The sequence below is a fragment of the Aeromonas sp. s8 genome, from assembly GCF_040907785.1.
GTDB lineage: Bacteria > Pseudomonadota > Gammaproteobacteria > Enterobacterales > Aeromonadaceae > Aeromonas > Aeromonas veronii.
In genome coordinates, this window is the sequence record NZ_JBFOCL010000028.1 from 56042 (window position 1) to 79732 (window position 23691).

The 23691-nt window shown below is 57.1% G+C and carries 20 protein-coding genes; 8 read left to right on the forward strand and 12 right to left on the reverse strand.

Going from position 1 to position 23691, the window contains the following annotated elements; translation table 11 throughout:
* Positions 1-73 precede the first annotated feature (73 nt).
* From ompA (AB5Y86_RS09325) to AB5Y86_RS09335, 3 genes are all read right to left on the reverse strand, one after another.
* Positions 74-1072: a porin OmpA gene (ompA, locus tag AB5Y86_RS09325; protein WP_368192695.1), complete on the reverse strand. Its 999-nt coding sequence runs from the start codon at positions 1070-1072 to the stop codon at positions 74-76.
* A gap of 307 nt (positions 1073-1379) precedes the next feature.
* Positions 1380-2402 carry a porin OmpA gene (gene ompA / locus AB5Y86_RS09330; protein ID WP_255912193.1) on the reverse strand — a complete coding sequence of 341 codons (1023 nt, stop codon included), beginning with the start codon at positions 2400-2402 and terminating at the stop codon, positions 1380-1382.
* 308 nt (positions 2403-2710) lie between these two features.
* On the reverse strand, positions 2711-3307 hold the full coding sequence (locus tag AB5Y86_RS09335) for a hypothetical protein (protein WP_368192697.1): 597 nt from the start codon (positions 3305-3307) through the stop codon (positions 2711-2713).
* Positions 3308-3565: 258 nt separating this feature from the next.
* On the opposite strand from AB5Y86_RS09335, the gene AB5Y86_RS09340 reads away from it, so the two are divergent.
* Both AB5Y86_RS09340 and AB5Y86_RS09345 read left to right on the forward strand, forming a co-directional pair.
* Complete coding sequence (locus tag AB5Y86_RS09340; protein ID WP_005338367.1) at positions 3566-3832, forward strand: DNA-binding transcriptional regulator; 267 nt, start codon at positions 3566-3568, stop codon at positions 3830-3832.
* A 185-nt stretch (positions 3833-4017) separates the two neighbouring features.
* The gene (locus tag AB5Y86_RS09345) at positions 4018-5358 is read left to right on the forward strand and encodes an APC family permease (RefSeq protein ID WP_005338365.1); all 1341 of its coding nucleotides are present in this window, start codon (positions 4018-4020) and stop codon (positions 5356-5358) included.
* A 73-nt stretch (positions 5359-5431) separates the two neighbouring features.
* Here the strand turns inward: AB5Y86_RS09345 and AB5Y86_RS09350 are convergent, their stop codons facing one another.
* Both AB5Y86_RS09350 and AB5Y86_RS09355 read right to left on the reverse strand, forming a co-directional pair.
* The gene (locus tag AB5Y86_RS09350; protein WP_005338362.1) at positions 5432-6307 is read right to left on the reverse strand and encodes a patatin-like phospholipase family protein; all 876 of its coding nucleotides are present in this window, start codon (positions 6305-6307) and stop codon (positions 5432-5434) included.
* Positions 6308-6353: 46 nt separating this feature from the next.
* The gene (locus tag AB5Y86_RS09355) at positions 6354-7892 is read right to left on the reverse strand and encodes a diguanylate cyclase (protein ID WP_368192699.1); all 1539 of its coding nucleotides are present in this window, start codon (positions 7890-7892) and stop codon (positions 6354-6356) included.
* A gap of 197 nt (positions 7893-8089) precedes the next feature.
* Here AB5Y86_RS09355 and AB5Y86_RS09360 point away from each other — a divergent pair, with 197 nt between their 5' ends.
* The 3 genes from AB5Y86_RS09360 (at position 8090) to AB5Y86_RS09370 (ending at position 14777) form a co-directional block, all read left to right on the forward strand.
* Complete coding sequence (locus AB5Y86_RS09360) at positions 8090-9139, forward strand: efflux RND transporter periplasmic adaptor subunit (RefSeq protein WP_005338352.1); 1050 nt, start codon at positions 8090-8092, stop codon at positions 9137-9139.
* The gene (locus AB5Y86_RS09365; protein ID WP_368192701.1) at positions 9139-12255 is read left to right on the forward strand and encodes an efflux RND transporter permease subunit; all 3117 of its coding nucleotides are present in this window, start codon (positions 9139-9141) and stop codon (positions 12253-12255) included. Before AB5Y86_RS09360 ends, AB5Y86_RS09365 begins: the two co-directional genes overlap by 1 nt.
* A 185-nt stretch (positions 12256-12440) precedes the next feature.
* On the forward strand, positions 12441-14777 hold the full coding sequence (locus AB5Y86_RS09370; RefSeq protein ID WP_368192703.1) for a YgiQ family radical SAM protein: 2337 nt from the start codon (positions 12441-12443) through the stop codon (positions 14775-14777).
* Between the two features lie 311 nt (positions 14778-15088).
* On the opposite strand, the gene AB5Y86_RS09375 is transcribed toward AB5Y86_RS09370, so the two are convergent.
* The 3 genes from AB5Y86_RS09375 to AB5Y86_RS09385 all read right to left on the reverse strand — a co-directional run bounded on the left by AB5Y86_RS09375 (position 15089) and on the right by AB5Y86_RS09385 (position 19283).
* Positions 15089-15601, reverse strand: coding sequence for a hypothetical protein (locus tag AB5Y86_RS09375; RefSeq protein WP_368192704.1), 513 nt, complete (start codon positions 15599-15601; stop codon positions 15089-15091).
* A gap of 493 nt (positions 15602-16094) precedes the next feature.
* Positions 16095-17390: a hypothetical protein gene (locus tag AB5Y86_RS09380; protein WP_368192706.1), complete on the reverse strand. Its 1296-nt coding sequence runs from the start codon at positions 17388-17390 to the stop codon at positions 16095-16097.
* Positions 17391-17783: 393 nt separating this feature from the next.
* On the reverse strand, positions 17784-19283 hold the full coding sequence (locus tag AB5Y86_RS09385; protein WP_368192708.1) for a histidine-type phosphatase: 1500 nt from the start codon (positions 19281-19283) through the stop codon (positions 17784-17786).
* Positions 19284-19504: 221 nt separating this feature from the next.
* Here AB5Y86_RS09385 and AB5Y86_RS09390 point away from each other — a divergent pair, with 221 nt between their 5' ends.
* A complete protein-coding gene (locus AB5Y86_RS09390) occupies positions 19505-19732 on the forward strand; it encodes a hypothetical protein (RefSeq protein WP_041980575.1) in 228 nt (75 codons plus the stop codon).
* A gap of 1 nt (position 19733) precedes the next feature.
* Here AB5Y86_RS09390 and AB5Y86_RS09395 read toward each other — a convergent pair whose 3' ends face one another.
* Positions 19734-20768: a helix-turn-helix transcriptional regulator gene (locus AB5Y86_RS09395; protein WP_368192759.1), complete on the reverse strand. Its 1035-nt coding sequence runs from the start codon at positions 20766-20768 to the stop codon at positions 19734-19736.
* 191 nt (positions 20769-20959) lie between these two features.
* On the opposite strand from AB5Y86_RS09395, the gene AB5Y86_RS09400 reads away from it, so the two are divergent.
* Together AB5Y86_RS09400 and AB5Y86_RS09405 are read left to right on the forward strand one after the other, a co-directional pair.
* Positions 20960-21301, forward strand: a complete 342-nt coding sequence (locus AB5Y86_RS09400; RefSeq protein ID WP_368192710.1) for a DUF805 domain-containing protein — start codon at positions 20960-20962, stop codon at positions 21299-21301.
* A complete protein-coding gene (locus AB5Y86_RS09405) occupies positions 21298-21780 on the forward strand; it encodes a hypothetical protein (RefSeq protein ID WP_368192712.1) in 483 nt (160 codons plus the stop codon). The genes AB5Y86_RS09400 and AB5Y86_RS09405 overlap by 4 nt, the downstream gene beginning before the upstream one ends.
* A 55-nt stretch (positions 21781-21835) precedes the next feature.
* Here the strand turns inward: AB5Y86_RS09405 and AB5Y86_RS09410 are convergent, their stop codons facing one another.
* The 3 genes from AB5Y86_RS09410 to AB5Y86_RS09420 form a co-directional block, all read right to left on the reverse strand.
* On the reverse strand, positions 21836-22270 hold the full coding sequence (locus AB5Y86_RS09410) for a hypothetical protein (protein ID WP_335838571.1): 435 nt from the start codon (positions 22268-22270) through the stop codon (positions 21836-21838).
* The gene (locus AB5Y86_RS09415; protein ID WP_368192714.1) at positions 22267-22800 is read right to left on the reverse strand and encodes a DinB family protein; all 534 of its coding nucleotides are present in this window, start codon (positions 22798-22800) and stop codon (positions 22267-22269) included. The genes AB5Y86_RS09410 and AB5Y86_RS09415 overlap by 4 nt, the downstream gene beginning before the upstream one ends.
* A 184-nt stretch (positions 22801-22984) precedes the next feature.
* Positions 22985-23593 carry a short chain dehydrogenase gene (locus AB5Y86_RS09420; protein WP_005347588.1) on the reverse strand — a complete coding sequence of 203 codons (609 nt, stop codon included), beginning with the start codon at positions 23591-23593 and terminating at the stop codon, positions 22985-22987.
* Between the last annotated feature and the right edge of the window lie 98 nt (positions 23594-23691).

A 23691-nucleotide genomic window follows, 5' to 3' on the forward strand; every position in this document is an offset into this window, starting at 1 on the left:
AACCCCGATGCGATACATCGGGGATTCTGAGTAGAGAAATGCTAGCCGAAATCAGGACTCGACAACGACAGGATTACTGTTTGACTTGCTGAACGCCGGTGACGCGTACTTCTACACGGCGATCCGGCGCCAGGCAGGAGATCAGCTGAGCCTTGCCCTTGACGCTGTTGCACTGGGTGCCGGTGACCGGATTGGCTTCACCGCGACCTTCGATGGCAACTTTGCCAGCCGGAAGACCTTTGCCAACCAGGAAGTCGGCCACGGTACGGGCACGCGCTTCGGAGAGTTTCAGGTTGTAGGCGTCAGAGCCGATACGGTCGGTGTAACCGACGACCACGGCGCTGCCATCTTTCGGCTGAACATCAACGATCTGCTGATACAGGGTGTTGAGCGCTGCGACACCTTCTGGCTTGAGGGTGGATTTGCCAAAGGCAAACAGCACGTCTGAGCTCAGGGCGAAGTTCTTGTCGACCAGTACCGGCTCGGGAACCGGCTCAGGCGCAGGGGCGGCAACCGGGGCAACATAAGAGGTGCGGTTCGGGTGCATCACCAGCTCCAGGGTCGCGACGCTCATGTCGCTCTCCCAGGTTTTCTGCTCGTTACCCAGATTCCACAGATAGCGGTAGCGTGCCTGCACATCGATAAGGTCGGAGAGCTTGGCAGTCAGACCCAGGCCCGCCAGCGGTGCAGTGCCGTTGTCGCTGTTGCCATTGCCGTTGACATGATTGAAGTAGGCACCGCCTTCAGCAAACACCGAGAAGATGTCGCCCAGCGGCAGGCGGGCGATACCGGAGAGGGTTGCTCCCTGGGTTTTGAAATCGGCACCGTCAACGCCCGCTTTACCGGCGTAGAGGTAGCCCAGTTCAGCTGCGTAGTAGTCGTTGAAGTTGTAACCGCCGAACAGGCTCAGCGCAGTGGCGTCTTTGTCAGTGTCTTTGCCAAAATCATCCAGACCGTGGGCATATGCCCAACCTGCACCAACACCGGTGTACCAGTCATCGGCAGCCTGAGCTGTGGTGCCTGCGGCGGCAAGCGCCAGTGCAATCAGGGTAGGAGCCATTTTGAGTTTCATCGGTTTATCCTCGTTGTGTTAGCCCATATCGGGCAATGCACTTGTTTTTATTGCTGCGAAAAATCGCCAGCAAAGTGGATAGCGAAGGCTTTGGACTCTCATGATGCAGTGGCGTCATGGACAACAGACCGGACAAGAAGCGCTTTTTAGTGCTTATCCAATACCTTACAGGCGCAACTACTTTATGCTTTCGAAACGGGGCAGGCAAGGGCAGGGAGGCGGGACTGAGGGATGCAAACGAGAACGAGACAAACAAAAAGGGATGCCGCAGCATCCCTTTTTTTCGCACTATCTGAACGAGGTCAGATTATTGCTGAACTTCTTGTACGCCAGATACGCGAACTTCTACGCGACGATCCGGAGCCAGGCAGGAGATCAGCTGAGCTTTAGCTTTCACGCCGTTGCACTTGGTGCCGGTAACCGGGTTGGCTTCGCCACGACCTTCGATGGCAACTTTGCTGGCAGCCATACCTTTGCTCACCAGGAAGTTGGCAACGGTACGGGCACGGGCTTCAGACAGCTTCTGGTTGTAAGCGTCGGAACCGATACGGTCGGTGTAACCAACAACAACAGCGTTGCCATCTTTCGGCTGGAACTCAACGATTTGCTGATACAGAGCGTTCAGGGCTGCAACGCCTTCCGGCTTCAGGGTGTCTTTGCCGAAGGCAAACAGCACGTCTGAGTTCAGAGCGAAGTTCTTCTCTACCACTTGCGGAGCAGGAGCCGGTGCTTCTTCAACAACCGGAGCAGCTACCGGAGCTACGTAGGAAGTACGGAACGGGTGGTACACCGCTTCCAGGGTAGCAACGCTCTGGTTGGAACGATATTGAACATTGTTATCGGTATGCAGGTTAGAAACATACCACATATAGCGGTAGCGAGCTTGCAGATCCAGCGCGTCGTTCACCTTGTAAGTTACACCGGCACCTGCCAGTGGGGAAACTTTAGTGTCGCTTACACCCAGACCGTCGGTGTGAGCCCAGTAAGCGCCGCCTTCAGTGAACAGTGAAACTTGGTTGTTCAGCGGAAAACGAGCGATACCGGAGAGAGTCACGCCTTGATTTTCGTAACGGTTACCATCGGTGTTGCCACGACCTGCATACTGGTAGCCCAGTTCGGTGCCCAAGGTTTCTGTGAAGTTATAACCAACGAAAGCATTTGTGGCAGTTGCATTTTCTTCACCATCTTTAACGCCTTCGACCTTGTTCAGGCCGTTGAAGTGAGTAGCACCGACACCGGCACCGAAGTAGATGTCGTCAGCGGCGTGAGCAGCAGTAGCACCCAGAGCAGCCATGGCGATGGCGATCATGGAAGGAGCCATTTTCATCATAAAAAAATCCTCGTTGAGATCGCACGTTATTCACGTGCTTCACACTTTGTAATTTATGTAAGCTGCAGGCTCCGCCGTACGGCTGGCGTCGAGTCTGGCAGATGACCCGGCAGAACCGGGTTGCACACTCTCCTGGTGTGTCGAGTGCGCTGGCATGGCACGCAATGCGTGAGAAACCACTGCCAGGCAACTGATGTCATTCCGATGACGAGGCGCACTCTATGCCGATTTTAAAACATGATCAAGCTCACAAATGAGCCTTGTGGCAAATTGTGTCGTGCCCTTAACTGGCTGTTTATTTTGATTAATTAGTGATCCAGATAGGCCCTGTGCAGTTTCTTCTCAAGCTTCATATAAGCCTGAACCCAGTCGCTATGCGGGCTGGCAGGATTCGCTCTGGCGGCAAAGACCGCGAGGTAATCTGCCTGGGTTGCGCTCTGCAGCAGGGGGGTAAATGTCATCAAGAAATGTCGGGCCAGATAGGGGTCAAGGGGCCAGATGTTGAGGATGGCGCGAGCCACAGGCTGAACCGCAGCTGAACAGATGAAGTGGCGGTGTCCCGCCTCCAGCCAGTCGGCCATCTCGCACATACCCGATTCGGGCACCAGACCACCATCACCTTGAGTGGTTGCCAGAGCAATTGCCTGACCGTTTACCGTGATGAGCTGCTCATTGTTATGCAGGGTGCCGTCGTGGCTGCGCAAGGCCAGGTCCGGGCATGACTGTTCAAGAAACAGGCTGCAGCTCTCCGGCAGGGCGGCCAGCAGTTCGCTGGTGTGGCTGGACATCAAGGCCGGAAGCCAGAATGCTTCGGCGCGATATTGTTCACCTTGCAGGCGCTGTTGTGCCAGTTCTTCTGTGCTGGATACGGGGTGCAGGCGAGAGATAATGCCGGGAAACGCCATACTTATTCCTCTTAATGGGTATCCGGCGGATTATACGAGTTATTGGGGGGGCCACAATAAAGGTTTCTTTTCGAGACTGTTTACCTGAGGCGGCTGAGCGATTACCATCCCCCCTTGAAGGCAAGGGTTGTCGCCGAAAGGCGCTCATAAGATAGAGGCTCGACCATAACGAGTCCGAACAAAACTGATACACTTGACTACGAGTCGTCGCGAAAAATAAAAGGCGGAGTAAATCCGCCAAACGGAGTATGGAACATTATGAATTCAAATATCGTCACTGTTGGCAAGAAGATCCGTCAGATCCGTGAAGCGGTCGGTTTGAGCCGTCCGAAGTTTGCAGATTTGCTGGGTGTTCCTCCCACCACGCTGAAAAACTACGAGCTGGGTTACCGTGAAGTTGGGGGCGCCTTCCTGGTTGCCCTGGCGCACCACCCGGATCTGCACAAGTTCACCCTCTGGCTGCTGGCAGACAAGAAAGTCGCCGAAATCGGCCAGATTGGCCCGGATGACCTCGCCAAGGCGTGATCATCGATGTGAATAGAAATGCCGCCTTCGGGCGGTATTTTTTTGGGTTGCCGATCGATATTTTGATCTAACACGCTTTGAATTATCCATGCAGGCCAACGAGAATAAGCGGCCCCCTGGTGGTATCTGGCCACCTGAACACTATTACATTCAGGATGATATGAGCAATCGTATGGAGTATGGGTATGAGCAGTAATGAGTTGGATAAACGTTATGGCCTGATGACTGCCATTGCGATGGTGGTCGGCGTGGTGATCGGCTCCGGTGTTTTCTTCAAGGCCGATGATGTACTGCGTCTGACTGGCGGTAATCTGGCCATTGCGCTGCTGGCATGGGCGCTGGGGGCATTTTCGATGATCTTCGGCGCGCTGGTGTTTGCCGAGTTTGCCCAGCGGATCGAAAAGTCCAACGGTATCGTCGATTATGCCGAAGCGGCATACGGCAAAATGTTTGGTTATCTGGTGGGGTGGTTTAAAGGCGTACTCTATTACGCCCCTCTTTCCGCCATCCTTGCCTGGGTCGCCGCTCTGTACACCATGATCTTGCTCGGTAGTGATAATCCGACCAACTCTGGTGCGACCTGGATACTGGCGGCTGTCTATATGACGGTCACCTATCTGATCAACTTCTACACCCCGGTCCTGGCGGGCAAGCTGCAAGTGGGCTCTACCCTGATCAAGTTGATCCCGCTGATCCTGGTTGCCATTGTGGGCACCATTTCAGGCTTGCTCAATGGTGTCACCGTGACCAACTTTGTGCAGGCTATGGATGGGATAGGAAGCACCGGAGGCACTCTGGCCACGGCCGTGGTTGCCACCGCCTTCGCTTATGAGGGGTGGATTGCCGCCGTGACCATCAACAGCGAAATTCGCGATTCCAAGAAGAATCTGCCCAGAGCGCTGGTGATTGGCACCCTGATAGTCTTTGTGGTCTATGTCACCTATTTTCTGGGGATCGCCAGCGTCTTGCCGACGGACGAGATAGTGGCGCAAGGGGATAACGCGGTAAATCTCGCGACAACCAGCCTGTTTGGCGGGACTGCCTCGACCATTTTGACCGTGTTCGTGATTATCTCCTGCCTCGGCACCCTCAATGGTCTGGTGTTGGCGACCATGCGCATTCCCTACTCGCTGGCGATCCGCAATCAGGGGCCAGCCCCCAAGTGGATGAGCCGTATCGAACCGCATCACCACATGCCAATCAACTCGGCCCTCGCGGCAGCGTTGTTGTCGGTGATCTACTCAGTGTTGTGGTACTGCAGCATCAACGAGACATTCGGTCGTTACATCGCTCTGGACGAGATGCCGATCGTGCTGATTTATGGCCTCTATCTGTTCCTCTATGTCTGGTACATGCGCACCTTTACCGAGTTGGGCTGGATAAAGCGGTTTGTGATCCCGACCTGCGCCACTCTGGGCGCGCTCATCATTCTGTATGGCGGTATCACCAATCCCAGTCTGGGGCTCTATCTGCTGGTCTCTGTGGGGGTGATTCTGCTCGGGTTGCTCTTCTACCGTAAGGAGTAACCAGGTAAGTAAGTTGAAAAAAAAAGCGCCGAATGGCGCTTTTTTTCATGTGTAAACCGCAGCATGCCGACAACTAACTGCCCAGCAACCCGAGGCGGCCCAGTTCATCCTTGAGCTGATCGAGATTGCGCTCGACGCAGGCTTCCCCCTCGTTGATGGCATCGCTGGCGCGATGAAAATCCATGATGGAGAAGCTGCCAAGGCGCGGGCAGAGCTGGATCTCCGGCGGGTCACCGGCCATCCGGGCGCGGGTGATCCGCTCCTGCATGATGTTGATGGAGCCACTCATCACGCTCCACAGACCCGGGGTGGCTGGCGCGGATTCACCGCGATTGAGCCACTGGCTGAGCAGACCGCCGCTGCCGGGTTGATCCGGCTCGTCGGTCCAGGGCTGGTGCATGTCGGTGTTGAGGTTGACCGCAATCACCACCTCGGCCCCCATGGCGCGGGCCAGCGAGATGGGCACCGGGTTGACCACGGCGCCATCGACCAGCCAGCGGTCGTTGATCCGGGTCGGGGTGAGGATCCCCGGCATGCCGCAGGAGGCGCGCACCGACTGGCGCAGCGGGCCCTGTTGCAGCCAGATCTCGCGGCCGGTATCCAGCTCGGTGGCGATGCAGGCGAAGGGGATGGGCAGGTTCTCGAGATCGGGATCCCCCAGATGGCTGGCGGCAAGGCCAAACACCTTTTCGCCGCGAAACAGACCGCCGGAGAGGGCCGGGTCGAGCAGGCTGACCACCTGCAGGCGGGTAAAGCCGCGCACCCAGGTTTCCAGCCGATCCAGTTCTCCGGCGGCATAGGCGGCACCGACAAAGCTGCCGATGGAGCAGCCAGCGATCAAATCCGGTTTGATGCCGAGACGTTCAAGGGCGCGGATGACGCCGATATGGGCCCATCCTCTGGCGGCGCCGCTCCCGAGAGCGAGCCCTACGCGGGGTTTACGTGGCACGACAGTCCTCCAAAAAAGGGGTTGAGGGCTCAGCTTACTCCGAGAGTCAGGAGGCGTCACCCTGCCATCTTTCGCTGCGGTTGCGACCGTTGGCCTTGGCCTGATAGAGCGCCACATCGGCGCGGCGCACCGCTTCGTGCAGGGGAAGGTTCTCCTGGTGGGGCAGATAGCCGAGACTGATGGTGACCTCCAGCCCGGGCTCGATGGCGGCCCAGTCGTGATCCGCTACCGCCTTTCTCAGCCGCTCCGCCAGCTCGCCGAGCTGCGTTGCATCAGCGCGGCCAATCAGCAGCAGAAACTCTTCGCCCCCCCAGCGGATCAGGCGATCAGTGGGTCTAAGCTGCTGCTGGCAGATCTGCACCAGCCGGATCAGCACGATATCGCCGACGGCATGGCCGAAGTTGTCATTGACCCGTTTGAAGTGATCCGCATCGAACATCAGGATCCCCGCTTGCAGCCGGGCCAGATCGCCCGCCTGTTCCAGCAGCACCAGATAGTGGCGGTTGAAGGCGCCGGTGAGGGCATCGTGGCAGGAGAGGTAATTGAGCCGCTGGTTGAGGCGATGGGATCTCAGGTTGGAGAGGGCGGCCAGCAGCATAAAGAGAATGGCGAGCAGGGTCGGCGTGGACTGGCAGAGCATGGCCCACACCAGCGGCAGCAGGGTGACGCTGTGCACCAGTCGCAACGGGGTATCTGGGATTGCCATGGTCAGCTGCAATGCCCCTTGTTGCCACTGGTACTCGTCGGTCGGCTCGGGGTCTTGCGGCACCACGGGCTGGTGTGCGCTGCTGGCCAGCACCTGATGGTACTGATTGAGCAGCAGATACTCACCCAACGCTGGCGCCAGCTGATTGAGCTGCGATTGCAAGCGTGAGAGCAGGATGTCCATGCTGATCATCCCTACCAGCGAGCCGTCCTTGTAGAGAGGCTGGGACATGGTGACCATGGTGCCCAGTCCGGCAAAATCTTCGTAAGGGCGGGAGAGAATGGTGTCCCGGCTTGGGTTGGGTGACATCAGCGCATCCTGCCAGTAGTGCTTGTCATAGATGCTGCGGGCAAAGCGAAACTGGCTGGAGGGGATCCAGGGATAGAGGTAGATAAAGTTGTCCACCCCGGTGAAGTAGGCCCAGGCGATCTCGCTGCCAAGGCGCTGGCTGGCGGTGGACAACAAGGGGGAGAGGCTCAGGGCCAAATGAAGTTGCGCCTCCCGCGCACTGCCGGGGGGCGGCAGCGGGCCGTCACCGGTGAGGTTGCCCGCCAGTCCGGCCGGTAAATCACCGGGGAGCTTGTCGAGGGCCAGCCCCTCTGGCAGCGCCTCGATATGGCGATAGAGCTGGCGGGTGAGCACCGACTGGGGGTCGCTGCGCAGTCGCTCTTCGGCCTGCCCGCGCATTGCCTCCAGAAATACTTCGGTCTGTTTGAAACGATCCCGCAGGTAGATGGCGCTGTTGAGGGTATCACTCTGGTAGAGGCGTTCTATCTGTTTCAGGCTTTGCCGCAAGGTCAGACCAATCAGCAGGATGACCACGGCGAACAGGAGCCAGGTCAGGCGTGTGAGAAAGCGGTGGTCAGACATTTTGGGCATAGGCAGTCAGTCGGGTTGCGAAGGAAATTGTCGTTAGTGTATGCGATGTGGCGTGAAAACAAACGGCGCGACCTGAAACAGAGTGAGCTTATCCCGCTCTTGTTACGTTTTGTCACATTTATACATAGTCACGGCATAGTCTGGGGCTAAAATGGCCCCAATCTGGATTTACCCTCTCACTCTTCATGGACTGTTCGATGAAAATGCGTATCTGGCTCGGCTTGGGCCTTCTTCTAATCGTGGTTGCCGGCGTCTGGGCGCTGCGTCACAGCGAACCCGCCGCCAAAGCACCGACCAGACAGGTCAATATCCGCACTCAAACCGTCAAGCAGAGTCTGGCCGAGCCGACCCTCAAGCTGGTGGGTAAGCTGGCCGCCAATCGATCCGTCATCATCAGCCCCGAAGTGACCGGTCGCATCGTCAAGATTGCGGTGCAATCTGGCCAGAGTGTGGCGAAGGGGGAGACCCTGATCGCGCTCGATGCGGGCAAGCAGCAGGCGGAGCTGGCCGAGCAGAGCGCCAGTCTGCGCGACGAGAACCGCAAGCTGAGTGATATGCGCAAGCTGGTGGCCCGTGGCGCCGTGACCCAATCCGAGCTGGAGGGGCAGGAGGCCACCGTGGCCCAGGTGCAGGCACGCCTCGATGCCGCCCGCTACGAGCTCTCCCTGCGTACCTTGCAGGCACCCTTTGCCGGTACCGTGAGTCTGATTGACTTGAGCGAAGGGGCGCTGGTCAACAGCGGCGATACCCTGCTGCATCTCGATGAGCTCGACAAACTGCGCCTCGATCTGGCGGTGCCGGAGCGTTACCTCTCCCTGCTGCGCCCGGGCATGGCAGTTACCGCCACCAGTACTGCCTGGCCGGATCAGCAATTCAACGGCACTCTGACCACTCTCGATAGCCGCATTTCCAACGATACCCAGAACATCAAGGCGCGGGTGATGATCCCCAATGGCAACGGCCAGTTGCGCCCGGGCATGTTGCTCAATGTGGAGCTGGCGCTGCCGGCCCAGCAGCTCACCCTGATCCCCGCCCAGTCGGTGGAGTATGCCGGTGAGCAGCGCTTTGTTTACCGTCTTGAGGCCGATGGCCGGGTCAAGCGGGTGCCTGTGGTGCTCGGTGAGACCGAAGGGGAGACCGTCTGGGTCACCGAGGGGCTCAAAGTCGGCGATCGCATCGTGGTCGAGGGGCTGGTCAATCTGCGTGATGGGGTGCAGGTGCGTGATCTGGCTGAGGTGAACGGCTGATGTGGCTCTCCGATATCTCAGTTCGCCGCCCGCTGGTGGCGGTGGTGCTCAGTGCCCTGCTCACCGTGTTTGGTCTGGTCGCCTTCAGCAAATTGACGGTGCGGGAGATGCCCGATGTGCAGATCCCCTCGGTCTCCATCACCACCACCTATGAGGGGGCCGCCCCCTCGGTGATGGAGAGTCAGGTCACCAAGCCCATCGAGGATCAGCTCTCCGGCATCAGCGGCATCAAGAACATCAACTCCATGACCCGCAAGGGGCGCTCGATGATCACGGTCGAGTTCAAGCTCGGCTGGAACATGGTGGAGGGGATCTCCGATGTGCGCGATGCCCTCTCCCGCGCGCGGCCACGGCTGCCTGATGATGTGGACGAGCCGCTGGTGACCAAGGACAGCGGCAACGGCGATGTGGCGATCTGGCTCAACTTCAGCAGCAGCCAGATGGATCGCACCGCCATGACCGACTACGCCAACCGGGTGCTGGTCGACCCCCTGAGTCTGGTGGACGGTGTGAGCGAAGTGGCGCTCTCCGGCGATCTCACCCAGGTGATGTATGTGCGGCTGCGCCCTGCCGACATGGCCGCCCGTGGCATCACGGTGAGCGATGTGGAAGAGGCCCTCAAGCGGGAGAATATCGAGCTGCCGGGTGGCGAGATCCGCAACAACTCCATGACCATGGCGGTGCAGATCGCCCGTCTCTATCACACAGCGGAAGATTTCCAGCAACTGCAAGTCACCACAGCCGCCAACGGCCAGAGCGTCTATCTGGCCGATATCGCCGATGTGGAGGTAGGAGCCAAGAACGAAGACAGCGCCTATCAGCGCAACGGCAAAGAGAGTCTGGGTATCGGTATCGTTGCCCAGTCCACCGCCAACCCGCTGGCGGTGGCGCAGGGGATCGAGAAGAAACTCGGCGAGATGCAGCGCTTCCTGCCGGAGGGGGCCAAGCTCGAGGTGGATTACGACTCCACCATCTTTATCAAGCAGGCCATCGACGAGGTGTACGAGACCCTGGCCATCTGCGCCGTGCTGGTGGTGGCGGTGCTCTATCTGTTCCTCGGGCAGGGGCGCACCACGCTTATTCCGGCCATTACGGTGCCGGTATCGCTGATATCAGCCTTTATCGGTGCCTGGTATTTCGGCTTTTCCATCAACCTCATCACCCTGCTGGCCCTTATTCTCGCCATCGGCCTGGTGGTGGATGACGCTATCGTGGTGGTGGAGAACATCCACCACCATCTGCAGCGGGGTGAACCGCCGCTGCTGGCCGCCTGGCACGGCACCCGCGAGGTGGGCTTTGCGGTCATCGCCACCACCGCCGTGCTGGTGATGGTGTTTGTCCCCATCGCCTTTATGGATGGCATGGTGGGGCGGCTCTTTACCGAGTTTGCGATCCTGCTTTCGCTCGCGGTGCTCTGCTCCTCGCTGGTGGCGCTGACTCTCACCCCGGCCATGGGCTCCTGGCTGATGCGCCCGCTGGATAAACCGAACCGGCTCACCGCCGGGCTCGATCGCGGGCTCGGCTGGCTGGAGGGGCACTATCGCCACCTGCTGGCGTGGGTGCTGCGTCGCTCCCGCTGGACGCCGCTGGTGCTGCTGCTCTGTCTGGGCGGTATCTGTGCCCTCTTTACCCAGCTGCCGACCAGCCTTACCCCGACCGAGGATCGCGGCGTCATCTATGTCTTCGTCAAGGGGGCAGAGGGGACCAGCATCGAGCGGATGAAGCGCAACATGCAACAGGTGGAGTCCGCCATCATGCCGATGCTGGGCAAAGGGGTGGTGCAGGCGCTGAGCTTCAGCACCCCCGCCTTTGGCCGTGGCGGCGATCAGACCGGTATGGTGATCATCCAGCTCACCGACTGGGCCGAGCGCGACGTCACTGCCACCGAGTTCTCCCGCTCGCTGGGTGCCAAGCTCTCCGGCATTCCCGATGTGATGATCCGCACCTTCCAGCCCGGTTTCCGCGGCGGCTCCACCGCGCCGGTGCAGTTCGTGCTGCAGGGTAACGACTATGCCGAGCTCTACCAGCAAGGGTTGGCGCTGCAACAGGCAGCGCAGGGCAGCGGCCTGATGCTGAGCCCGGATCTCGACTATGCCGAGAAGACCCCCGAGCTGCAGGTGACCATCAATCGCGACAGCGCCAGCCAGCTTGGCATTCCGGTCTCCACCGTGGCCAACAGCTTGCAGACCTTGCTGGGCGGGGCGAGCAAGACCACCTATGTGGACAGGGGTGAGGAGTATGACGTCTACCTGCGCGGCAACCAGACCGAGTTCAACGGCATCTCGGATCTCGGTCGCATCTATCTAAAGGCCGCCAACGGCGAGATGGTCAGTCTCTCGACTCTGGCCACCGTCAAGCAGGTGGCGACCGCCAACCGCCTCAACCACTACCAGCGGCAAAAGGCGATCACCCTGACCGCCGATGTGCACCCCGACCACACCCTGGGTGAGGCCCTCGATTTCCTCGATGGCTGGGCCAACGCCAACCTGCCCACCGGCATGACGGTGGATTACGCCGGTGATTCCAAGGATTACCGCGACAATCAGGGGGAGATGGTGCTGGTCTTTGGCCTCGCCCTGCTGGTGGTCTATCTGGTGCTGGTGGCCCAGTTCGAGAGCACCCTGACCCCGGCGGTAGTGATGGTGACGGTGCCACTCGGGATCTTCGGCGGCCTGCTTGGCCTCTGGCTGACGGGGCAGGAGATGAGCATCTACAGCCAGATCGGGATGATCATGCTGATCGGCATGGTGACCAAGAACGGCATCCTCATCGTCGAGTTCATCAACCAGCTGCGCCAGCGCGGGGAAGGATTCGAGGAGGCGATCATCGCAGGCTCGGTGCGCCGCTTGCGCCCCATCCTGATGACTTCGCTCACCGCTATTATCGGCGCGGTGCCGCTGATGCTCTCCATGGGGGCGGGCTACGAGAGCCGGATGGCGGTGGGGACAGTGGTCTTCTTCGGACTGTCGTTGGCAACCCTGGTCACCCTGCTGGTGGTGCCCGCCATCTACCATCTGATCGCCCGTCACGCCGGCATGACTGGTGCGCGGGATCAGCAGGTAGACGAAGCGCTGGCCGCCAAGGGGGCAGGGGAGTCACACCCTCCGGCGCCCTGATCTGCGCCTTGGCCTGAACCCAAGCGGGGGCCAGTTATCAGCCTCATCATCACAAGGGTGCCTGCGGGCGCCCTTGCTATTGCGGGCGGCGGCCTATTCCGCGGGATCTATAGGGACAAAAAGCCATCGCCCCCCTTGGCCGCAACCGGTATAATGCGCGACCCGAATTTTTCCAGGTGTTTAAAATGCAGCCGGTACCCAACCTTTTCTCCTATCCCCGCTATTGGGCCGAGTGCTACGGCACGGCGCCCTTCCTGCCCATGTCCCGCAAAGAGATGGACAAGCTGGGTTGGGACAGCTGCGACGTCATTCTGGTGACGGGGGATGCCTATGTGGATCACCCGAGTTTCGGCATGGCGGTGATCGGCCGCATGCTGGAGGCGCAGGGCTTTCGGGTCGGCATCATCGCCCAGCCGGACTGGTCATCCAAAGATGACTTTATGCGTCTGGGCAAACCGAACCTCTTCTTCGGGGTGACCGCGGGCAACATGGATTCCATGATCAACCGCTACACCTCCGACAAAAAGCTGCGCCACGACGACGCCTACACCCCGGGGGATGTGGGCGGCAAGCGGCCGGATCGCGCGACTCTGGTCTATACCCAGCGCTGTAAAGAAGCCTTCAAAGAGGTGCCGGTGGTCATCGGCGGTATCGAGGCGTCGCTGCGCCGTATCGCCCACTACGACTACTGGTCCGAGACCATCCGCCGCTCCATCCTGCTCGATGCCAAGGCCGATATCCTGATTTACGGCAACGCCGAGCGGCCGCTGGTCGAAGTGGCCCACCGCATCGCAGCGGGGGAGACCATCGAGACCATGCAGGATATTCGCGGCACCGCCGTCATCCGCAAGGAGCCGCTGCCGGGCTGGAAAGGGGTGGATTCGAGCAAGCTCGACCAGATTGGCCGCATCGATCCCATCCCCAACCCCTATATGGAAGGGGCGCCCTGCGCGGACGATGCCAGCGAAGCGGCACCCGCCGCGCAGGAAGCCCAGCCCGTGTTGGTGCAGCCGGCCAAGCCCAAGCCGTGGGAAAAAACCTATGTGAAGCTGCCGGCGTTCGAGCGGGTGAAAGAGGACAAGGTGCTCTACGCCCACGCCTCGCGCATTCTGCACCACGAGACCAACCCCGGTTGTGCCCGCGCCCTGTCGCAGGCCCACGGCGATCGCATCGTCTGGGTCAATCCGCCCGCCTTCCCGCTGGAAACCGAGGAGATGGACGGCGTATTCGGCCTGCCCTACCAGCGGGTGCCGCACCCGGCCTATGGTAACGAGAAGATCCCGGCGTTCGAGATGATCAAGACCTCGGTCAACATCATGCGCGGCTGCTTTGGCGGCTGCTCCTTCTGCTCCATCACCGAGCACGAAGGGCGCATCATCCAGAGCCGCTCGGAAGAGTCGATCCTGAAAGAAATCGAAGATATCCGCGACAAGGTGCCGGGCTTTACCGGCGTCATCTCGGATCTCGGCGGCCCCACCGCCAACATGTACAAGCTGCGTTGCAAGAGCCCCAAGGCCGAGCAGACCTGCCGTCGCGCCTCCTGTGTCTGGCCCACCATCTGCCCGCACATGGACACCGACCACAGCCCGACCATCAACCTCTATCGCAAGGCGCGCGACCTCAAGGGGATCAAGAAGATCCTCATCGCCTCCGGCGTGCGTTACGACATCGCGGTCGAAGATCCCCGCTATATCAAGGAGCTGGCCAAGTACCACGTCGGCGGCTACCTCAAGATCGCGCCGGAACACACCGAGGAGGGGCCGCTCTCCAAGATGATGAAGCCGGGCATGGGCAGCTACTACCAGTTCAAGGAGCTGTTCGACAAATACTCGAAAGAGGCGGGCAAGCAGCAGTACCTGATCCCCTACTTTATTTCTGCCCACCCGGGCACTACCGATGAAGACATGATCAATCTGGCGCTCTGGGTCAAAGAGAACCGCTTCAAGCTCGATCAGGTGCAGAACTTCTACCCGTCGCCGCTCGCCAACGCCACCACCATGTATTACACGGAGAAAAACCCGTTAAACAAGGTGAGCCGCACCGGTGGCGATGTGTTTGTCGCCAAGGGCGAGCGCCGTCGCCGCCTGCACAAGGCACTGCTGCGCTACCACGATCCGGCTGGCTGGCCGATGATCCGCGAAGCCCTGCTCGCCATGGGCAAGGGCCACCTGATTGGCAACGGCCCCGGCTGTCTGGTGCCAGCGGAAGGTCGCAACGAGCGCGCCGCCACTGGCAAGGGGTTGAAACCGGCCCTGACTCGCCACAGTAACATTGCCCATCAGCGCGGCAATGGCGCAGGCAACAAGCCGGTGGGGTCCCAGCTGCACAAAGGGGCGGCTAACGGCAAACCGGCCGCACAGGGCGAAGGCAAGAATGCTGGCCAGAATGCTGGCAAGGGCAAACCGACCGGCAAACCCGCCCACAAGGGCAAGGCGCCGACCCGTGCTGGCTCTGCCAAACCCGCTGCTCAAGGCAGCAAGCCTGCGGTCAAAGGAAATGGTGCCAAGCGACCGGCTCGGTAATATTTCCTGATTGGAAAGCGATAGAAATAAAAAGGCGACCGGATGGTTAATGCCAGTCGGTTAAGCACTTTTATGACTAAATATTCGAGATGTTGAATATCAAAAGTAGCTCCATGATTGAAGAGTCATTTTGGCTCCAACCCTTGCCCTGACTGGCATGCAATAAAAAGAGGGAGGCATCATGCCTCCCTCACTCTTTAGCCCTTATACCCTGCGGGCTGGGACTCAAATTCTCTTAACTGACTTGCATTACGACCGGATGGTCGCCTTTTTATTTAAGGTAATCATATCTGTAAATTTATTAACAATGTTTACTCACAAGGGTTCTCATCACTTATTTTTGTAACGACTAGGTCTGAGTAAACAGATGAGCGAGATATGCTTGAGCCATCGTGTAACTCGATACCAGTTGCTTGTGTACCAATCTTTATTTTATCTAGGTTTATATTTTTAAACTCTATCTCAAGGCTTTTCCCAACATGCATCTTGACTCGTCCGGATGAATATAAATCATCCATAACAGTCCTGTACTCATTATTAAAGTAACCCTTATTCAAAGCATTGCCACATACATATGTAGCTTCATAATGGCGCTCATTTTTTAAATTTTGTGGGTAACAAATTTTTCCATTGGAAAGCCACCAACCATTTTTATCCTTATCTACTTCTATTACATAGTGCGCTCTTCCGTCCGAGAATTTTTTGTAGAAAGCTTGCTCTGGTGTTTTATCAACGATATTTGTAATGTTGCCTTCTAGTTCAATATATGTAATGGCATAGGCAGGGGTGATAATAGGTAAAAAGAGTAATGGTATGTATCGCATGTTATATCCTTTTTAGAACGCCATTCTGTAAAAATAAAGAATAAACTAACTTTATTTTTGATTCTTATATCTACCTAAGGTTGGTAGGATCGAAGCTCGTGATCATCGATAGATTACAAATTTCAAGAATTTTTTATCAACTAGGTTGTAATCTGTCGCTATTGCTAGGCTTCGTATGGGTATCTTACTGTAAGTGCAGCAATAAAAGCGAGAAAAAATAACACTTACCTCCATATCTAACCACTGCTTTGTTATTACTGGGGCGACTCTGTTAAGAATAAATTATCCTAGAAGAGAAAAGCATGAGCGGTGCTGACTGCCATGACGCAGGGGGGGCTAGTATGTGGACAATGGGAATAATACTCAGCGATCGGCGTAGTGATGTTTTTTGATTAGGAATGTGTTGTAAATAAAAAGGCGACCGAAGGGACGCCTTTTTATTTGAAATATTGTTATTACTTAAAGTTAATGAATATAAGCATATGCAGATCAACTAATCCCCTAGGAATATTTTTGTTTCATTTTGTGCTTCTACTTCATTAATTAAGTCTTCCCATGGCCAAGTAATGGTTACATATTTCCTATAGAATAATAATGTTCTATCAATAGTTGTTATATCATTGGTCGCAGTATTAAACGCTAAAACCAATCCTCTTCCATCCGCATCAACCTGTAGATCTTCTAGTTTTTGAAGGATAGTTTTTAAGTTTTGCTTTTGGATTCTTGGCTGTCTCTTATTTACAATGTGAAATATTTCATCTAGGTTGAAACCGTTTAAAAGTTTGTTATCGTCAGCCATTATAATTGCAGCCATTGCATGGGCATATATACCTGTTGAGTCCTTTCTTGTTCTTATTCCTGTGGAAATATCAGTAGCAAATTTTTGGTATTTAGTATTTAGTTGTTCAGCATAACTAATCGCAGCTAGTTGGTTTTTTGTCTCATCATCTAAGTGAGTTGTTGCCCCAAGAGATGCTTCATATATTTTTTCTTCATCTAAGTAGGCTAGCGTGAGTGCTTGTAATAGACCCACATTATGATAAGCATCTGCTATTATTTGTTTCTTTATATTTGTTGAAAAGTTTATGTTTAGCGCTAAACTCCCTTTGCTTATAACTTTTTCTAGGTCGCTATCTGACCAAGAAACAGGAATTTCAATCATTCTACCGCTTAAATCTGGGTTTAGGTGTATTAATAAATTGGATTTAGTCCAAATTCCAATTATTACAAAAAAGCATTGATAGTCCCACAAAGCTTTTAGATCAAATGATATATTTTTCCTTTCTTCAACAGATAGATAATGAAAATCTTCAATAACAACTCGTCTGTTAGAATTATTTATTAATTTTGCAATAAAGTTTAAGTCATTAATGTCATGTCCTACAATCTGGCCCTTGGTTGTGTTTTCTTCTTCAATATTCAGGCCTAGTGATAATTTAAGTTGAGTAATCAGTTTTATACCTATACCACCAGATGCTTCAACCTTGCCTTTGATTGTGTTTTTAGTTGCATCCTCAATGATTAAACGTATTCCCAACTGAGAAAGGATATCTGTATAGATATCAACGTGTGTTGTTTTTAGTCTGCATTGTACAATAATTGGATCGTCTATTGTTTTTTGTCTTAACCATGACTTACCACATTTTGACTCACCTCGAAGAGCTATATGAGTTTTTCTTTTAAGTTGCCTCGATATTTCTTCATCTAGATCACCTCTATCCACATATGAATATGAAGAAACATTAGGTGATACACCGAAAACATCACTACATAGTAAGGTTGGAGCCATTTTTAATCCTCATGTTAAATTTTCAATATAACTCGCTAAAGCTAAACATAAAAATCTGGGTCGTCTACTTTTCTGAGTGAAGAGAAATATCATGAAGGATCCACGCTACGACAAGTGAATTACAGCTTCCAATATGCTCCCTTGACCCGCGCTGGCAGCAACCCATCGCAGTTCAACAGGTTCTGAATGGCCATGGTAATCCAAACGAAACTGTCGAGGCGAGCCTTAAAGTGACTTAACTATCAGAAATTAATCGTTTTTTGAGCTTGATCAGCAAATGGAGCCGGAAGGCGGCTTTATCGCCATATCCCGCTTTGGCAAGCAGGAAAGGGGTGTGAATTGGGGCGACCTGCTGGTCGCCCCTTGTTATTGCCATATCCGGCGCGTGAAGGGTCAGCCGTTATAGCTGTAGCAGCGCTTGAGCTCCTCGAAGTCGTAGTAGTGGCTACCGCTTTGGTAGGGCTGGCAGCCCGCTTTAAAGGCGATCTCCTTTTCGTTGTAGAGCATCTTGACCAGTACCTGTCGCTGCCCGTTCTGGTAGATATCCCACTGAATATTGGCGGTATAGGGGGAGACCCAGCCGCCGCGCCACTCGTTGTTCTGCTGGCTGAACAGCTGATCCGCGCTGGCCCCCTGACGGCTCCCTTCCAGCTTCATCAGGGCGGCGAGGGGGATAATGGCTTCGGCGTGGGCAAAGCGCAGGGTGGCCCGTCGGCTCTGCTCGCCCTCCACTACCTGACGCTGCACCTCGCCAAACAGGCCGTCGAGCAGCGGCTGGGCAATGGCGTAGGGGGCGCTCTGGTTGGCAAAGCTCGGCCCCTTCTCGTAGAAATCTTCCGCATCGGAGAGGTAGGAGAACCAGGCAGACTCTTCCGGGGTGAGGAACTGCTCCAGCGCCCAGGGTTCGCTGCCCTGTGCCTGCGCTTCGCGGATCATGCCGGGGCCGATGATAAAGAGGTTGTAGAGCATCAGGGCCGCATCCACTTCGTCGCGCACATAGGTCATGCCGCCATCTTCCGGGTTGACGGCGACAAACTCGACGCCGCCCGCCAGATAGTCGACAAACCCCTTGCTGTAGATACGCTCCAGCATGCTGCGGGCCATCTCTTTGGTCTTGCTCAGGTTTTTAAGCTGATCCAGCGCTCTGGCCAGCTCGGGGGCCGGGGCGATTCCGGCATCCTCGTCACCGATAAAGCGCTGGTAGCTCTCATAGGCGGGCAGGTAACGGGCGTAATCCCCCTCGGGCGTGGTCTTGTGGAAGTAGAGTTCGAACTTGTTGACCAGCTTTTTGTCGATCTTCGAGGGGTCATCCTGCGTGAGGTAGCACTGTGCCGAGTCGCTGACATAGTTCACGTCGCGCTTGAGGCTCTCCATAAAGTAGAAGGCGCTTTCGTTGGCCCTGTCCTTGCCCGAGGTGACCACTTTGATGCAGTGGGGCTCGCTGCTGTTGAGCAGGGTCGGCAGCCGCGCCGCCAGCCGGGTGGCGAGATTGGCGTGCTCCTCCTTGCCCAGCGCCGAGAGCAGGCCATAGCCCAGTTTCTGGTTGGCGGCCGTCACCAGATCGACCTTGCCTCCCAGCCCCTGCCCGAGGGTGGTGAGCGCCCCCTGACGCTGCGCCTCTTCCCAGACCAGCTTGGTCAGCACGTCATATTTCGGGCTGGAGAGGGAGCGCGAGCCGTGGCGCGCCACCATCTCGGTAAAGACCGGGCTGAACCCCTGGGGCGCTGGCTCGTAGCTCTCCGCCTGCTGCTGCGGGCTGTAGACCGCTTTGGTGCTGTATTGGTAGGCGGTTTTGCCCTGGCTGTCGGTAGACGATTCGTTCTCTGACTGGCAGCCGCCAAGCAAGACCAGCGAGACGGCCAAAGCCACATAAGAAGAGCGCGGGAAAGTCATGATGTTCCTTATCTATCCATATGAAAAATAAGTGAAAAACTCTATGGCTTGAAAATGACCGCGGGATGTCAGCCAGATGACAGGAAGGTGACTGTTGTGAATGCCATTAGTAGGGGGACAGACGTGGCGAGCATGCCCATCAGGGAGCGCTTCTGTTATCTTGGCCTGCCCGATAGATGGGCTTGGAGCCCGTTCATGACGTGTTTGGCAGGCGCAATCAGATGGCAATAAAAACGCGATCCCGCAGGGAGAAGGTGGGCAGTGGCCTTGGGCTGCTGCTCGGGATCATCGGCTTCAACCTGCTGGTGCCCTTCCTGTTTGAAAAGCAGGCGGGTTTTGATGGCAACCAGATGCTCTGGGCCGCCGTGACAGCTCTGGTCTGCTCCGAGCTGGGGGCCAGAGTGGGCAAGTGGCTGGATTGCCGGGAGCAAACGAGGGCAGGCGACTAACTCAGGAGGCGGCCGACAGGTCGCGGGTTGCTCTGAACTGGCTGGGAGTCAGGCCGGTGATGCGCTGAAATTCGCGATTGAAATTGGATTTGGTCTGAAAACCGGCGTTCATCAAGATCTGGGTGATGCTCTCATCCGTGTTCAGCAGGGCCTGCCTGGCATGGGCAATCCGATATTCGTTGATGACCCTGGGGATGCTCTGCTGGCGCACCAGATTGACGGCACTGGAGATCTGCTTTGCGGGAATGCCCAGTTTGCGTGAGAGGCGGGCCAAGGTCAGCTCAGGATCCAGGTAGCAGGCTTTCTCCTTCATCAGGTTATCGAGCAGAGCCACTATCTCTCGGGCGCGATCTTCGCTCAGCAGCGGCGCTTTCTCAGTAGGCTCGGGAACGGAGGTGGATATCTCCTCCTCTTCTGCGTCAGCGGTATTGACCCCCACCATCACCACGGCTGCCGCCAGCATGGGCACCAGCATCAGGTGACCCAGCGACAGGATATAGGGCGCCAGCTGGCCTTGGTTGAAGGCGAAGTCGAGGGAGACGGCGGCGTCGATGGCCGCCGAAAACAGCAGCATCCAGCCCGCGATATGTTCTGCCCGCCTGACCCCCTCCCACTCATTGAACGAGACATAGAGCAGCTGCTGTGTCTTATCGGAGAAGCGCACCAGCGCGATGCCGTAGCAGAGATAGATGGCGGTCAGCAGGCCATCCAGTGGCAACCAGTTGTGGGTCAGCATGCCGAAGGCAACCAGCGCGGGGCCGACGCCGTGCAGCCAGGAGAAGCGGGCGCTAGGCGCCTTGGTCCGGCTGAAGATGTGCCAGGCGGCCACCGGAATAAGCGAGGCGAGGATCGGCTGCACGAGAGTGAGCTGCGCCAGATCGAAGGTCCAGCGCAGCCCCACCATGCCGGTGGTGATGGCGCACAGCAGCAAAAAGAGGGCGGTCATTCTGGCCGCTCGCCCGAGGCGCGCTAGCAGCACGGCAGCCAGCAGTGCCAGCAGCAAGGAAACAATAAAGGGTATGGGTATGGCCAGCATCATGTATCCCGTGTGCAAAGAGAGGCCGTTGACCAGCCGCGGCATGCCAGCATAACGGCTCGGGTCAGGTGAATGAAGCCCATGATGGCGCAGGCGCGATTCGAGGACGACCTGAAACCGGTTTGAGGACGCTTTGGGGCGCTTTGCTCCCCATGATAAGGGCTCCCAATCACCATAAAAGGCAGGTATCCATGTTCTCTTTCTATTGGCTGGCGTGGCAACGCGCCCTGGATTTCTCGGGTCGTGCCACCCGGGCCGAGTGTGGGTGGTTCATGTTGTGCCATCTGCTTGTCACCCTGATCTGCGTCTGGCTGGACGTGCTGCTTGCCAACCTGGGCTGGCTGGATCTGAGCTACGGCCTGGTGAGTAGTGTGCCCCTGATTGCGCTTATCGTGCGTCGCTTGCACGACACCGGCCGCTCCGGTTGGTGGGGCTGGGTCTTTCTGGTGCCGGCCGTGGGACCCCTGCTGCTCATTTATTTCCTGGCGCAGCAAAGCGGGGCAACTAATGTTGGCAAGGAGGCATCGGCATGAGACAGGCACTCGGGTTGTTTATGCTGTGCTGCTCGCTGACGGTGGCTGCCGTCGACAATCCCCACGATTTTCCCAAGGGGGCACTGGGCCTGCTGCAGGTCGACAGCCTGACCCGTGGCGAGCTGCTGTGGATGCAAGGGCGGGTGGGGGAGGGAACCTATACCACCACGGATGCCGAGGGGCGCCACTGTGCCATCCGGGTGCCGGTGGCGGTCGGCAAAGTGGCGAGCAGCGGCCTTGGCATCGACTCCGCCGCGGGGCTGGCTATCGTCGTCATGACGCCGAGGCTCGATGCGGCGCTCAGCAAGGGGGAGCGGGTGAACAGCAGCGACTTCACCTTCTCCCGCGAGGCAGCTGACCCAGCGGCCGACGGCTATATCGTCAGCGGGATCGCGGCCGACGAAGGGTTTGTGCTGAACTCGCGGCGGCGCTGGATAGCTTGGCTGCTGGAAGACAAACCGGCACTGCGCTGTCAATAAGGCCTCCCTCGTCGGGAGGACGCGCCGGCCAGGAAAGAGCCGCTGGCCGGTGCGCTTACTGCCACACCTCCTGCCCTTTGGCATTGAGCAGGGTGTGGAAGAGATAGTGATCATCCCGATCGTAATAGACGGTAATGGTGTGGTGCTCGGTGTAATCCGCCGCCACGCCGGCCACCGTCATCGGTATTAGGATCAGCTCCCCCAGCCCCATGGTCACGGCGCTTGCCGTGGCCTGGCCATTGCCGTCAGCGCGCTTGTGGATCTTGCCGAGCACGGTAAAACGATCGCAGCCCTGCACCTTATCCTCGGTCAGAAAGGCGGCCTGCTGGCAACGCTGGGGCTCGCCCAGCTCGGCGCGAATGGTCGCGCGGGTTTCCCCCGATACCAGGGTGTTGCGAAAGCGCCCCGCGTAGTGATCGATGGCGGCGGCGCAGCCGCTTAGCAGCCAAATCAGCAGCAGCGGTGTGAGCCGCAGACAGGCGCGTATCATGGGCGAGCCCCGCCCTCTGTCATAGGCGCATCACCCCGTCGCCCGGGCTCGCTGCGATGCAAAAAGGTGGTCAGGGTATCGCGCGGCGGCGTGATGCCACACTGCACCAGAATCCGCCCGATGGCTCCTCTGTGATACCCGCCATGAGTCACCAGATGGAACAGCATTTCATCGCGGCTCATCTGCCCCTTGTCACCATCGACAAAGCGAAACGAGAGCGGGGTTCCACCCTCTTGCGGGCTCAGCGACGTGACGTAATCTACCAGCCAGTTATCCAGCTTGGTGACTGTGCTGCGCAGGGCGGTGAGGGTCGGTGTCTCCGGCGTATTGGTGGCGGTAAAACCGTGGCGTTCCCCCAGCAGATTGGCCTTGAAGATGGTATCGACCACATGGATATGGTTGAAGATCCTGAGGCAGGTGTGGTGTGCCTCGCCATATTGCTGCGCATCGAGTGTGGCGATCGCATCCAGCAGTTCGCCATCGGCCCAGCGTTTGTAGTGAAAGAGAGATTGCAGTGTCTTGTTGCTCATCGCGTCCTTGCCCTTGTCGCTTCGTGAAGTGCGGCATGTTAGCCAAAATGGGTTCAATACGAAACCCGTTCTGCTGCTGTTCTGCCCCCCGCCATACAAAAAGCCCCGAGAGCTGGCGCTTTCGGGGAAGAGGAAAAACATCGACAAGGAATTACAAAGGCATTGGGTTCACACCTGAACCGGATCAGGCATCGACATAGAGCACCTGACCGCTAATAAAGCCATCGACGGAGCGCTCAAACGCCTTGCCGACCAGGGCGCCCGGCACCGGCTGGAAGCCTGGCATCATCTCGCCATATACGTCCCACGCCTCTTCCAATACGGTCGGGTTGACCACATTGATGCGGATGCCACGGGGCAGCTCGTGGGCCACGCACTGGACAAAGGTATCGATGGCGCCGCTGGTGGTGGCATCGGCAATGGCCAGCGGGATCGGCTTGATATTGAGGATGCCGGAGATCAGGGTGAAGGAGCCGCCCTGATTGATGTAGTTGAGGCCGATATTGACCAGATTGATCTGCCCCATCAGCTTGCTCTGGATGGTGGTTTGCCACTGCTCGTCGCTCATCTCGCCAAAGGGGGCGTATTCGCAAAATCCTGCGGTATTGACCACCGCATCGAAGGAGCCCACGTTTTGGTAGAGCCGCTCGATAGACTCTCGGCTGGTGATATCCACCTGAAAATCACACCCCTCGCCGGAGCGGCTGGCGGTGATCACCTTGTGCTTGCCCAGACCACTGAGGGCGGCTTGCCCCATTTTCCCCTGAGCACCAATCAGAATGACAGTTTTCATCGTTAACCTCGCTTTGCTGGAAGAGCTGCAAGGTTAGAGAGCTACTGATACAATGTAAATCATGGGTGATTTGTATGTGATACAACTGAAATTGGTGA

Bases quoted from the DNA above. Each gene is read 5' to 3' on its own strand.
- ompA (WP_368192695.1), bottom strand. From the start codon at position 1,072: ATGAAACTCAAAATGGCTCCTACCCTGATTGCACTGGCGCTTGCCGCC.
- ompA (WP_255912193.1), bottom strand. From the start codon at position 2,402: ATGATGAAAATGGCTCCTTCCATGATCGCCATCGCCATGGCTGCTCTG.
- AB5Y86_RS09335 (WP_368192697.1), bottom strand. From the start codon at position 3,307: ATGGCGTTTCCCGGCATTATCTCTCGCCTGCACCCCGTATCCAGCACA.
- AB5Y86_RS09340 (WP_005338367.1), top strand. From the start codon at position 3,566: ATGAATTCAAATATCGTCACTGTTGGCAAGAAGATCCGTCAGATCCGT.
- AB5Y86_RS09345 (WP_005338365.1), top strand. From the start codon at position 4,018: ATGAGCAGTAATGAGTTGGATAAACGTTATGGCCTGATGACTGCCATT.
- AB5Y86_RS09355 (WP_368192699.1), bottom strand. From the start codon at position 7,892: ATGCCCAAAATGTCTGACCACCGCTTTCTCACACGCCTGACCTGGCTC.
- AB5Y86_RS09360 (WP_005338352.1), top strand. From the start codon at position 8,090: ATGAAAATGCGTATCTGGCTCGGCTTGGGCCTTCTTCTAATCGTGGTT.
- AB5Y86_RS09365 (WP_368192701.1), top strand. From the start codon at position 9,139: ATGTGGCTCTCCGATATCTCAGTTCGCCGCCCGCTGGTGGCGGTGGTG.
- AB5Y86_RS09370 (WP_368192703.1), top strand. From the start codon at position 12,441: ATGCAGCCGGTACCCAACCTTTTCTCCTATCCCCGCTATTGGGCCGAG.
- AB5Y86_RS09375 (WP_368192704.1), bottom strand. From the start codon at position 15,601: ATGCGATACATACCATTACTCTTTTTACCTATTATCACCCCTGCCTAT.
- AB5Y86_RS09380 (WP_368192706.1), bottom strand. From the start codon at position 17,390: ATGGCTCCAACCTTACTATGTAGTGATGTTTTCGGTGTATCACCTAAT.
- AB5Y86_RS09385 (WP_368192708.1), bottom strand. From the start codon at position 19,283: ATGACTTTCCCGCGCTCTTCTTATGTGGCTTTGGCCGTCTCGCTGGTC.
- AB5Y86_RS09390 (WP_041980575.1), top strand. From the start codon at position 19,505: ATGGCAATAAAAACGCGATCCCGCAGGGAGAAGGTGGGCAGTGGCCTT.
- AB5Y86_RS09395 (WP_368192759.1), bottom strand. From the start codon at position 20,768: ATGCTGGCCATACCCATACCCTTTATTGTTTCCTTGCTGCTGGCACTG.
- AB5Y86_RS09400 (WP_368192710.1), top strand. From the start codon at position 20,960: ATGTTCTCTTTCTATTGGCTGGCGTGGCAACGCGCCCTGGATTTCTCG.
- AB5Y86_RS09405 (WP_368192712.1), top strand. From the start codon at position 21,298: ATGAGACAGGCACTCGGGTTGTTTATGCTGTGCTGCTCGCTGACGGTG.
- AB5Y86_RS09410 (WP_335838571.1), bottom strand. From the start codon at position 22,270: ATGATACGCGCCTGTCTGCGGCTCACACCGCTGCTGCTGATTTGGCTG.
- AB5Y86_RS09415 (WP_368192714.1), bottom strand. From the start codon at position 22,800: ATGAGCAACAAGACACTGCAATCTCTCTTTCACTACAAACGCTGGGCC.
- AB5Y86_RS09420 (WP_005347588.1), bottom strand. From the start codon at position 23,593: ATGAAAACTGTCATTCTGATTGGTGCTCAGGGGAAAATGGGGCAAGCC.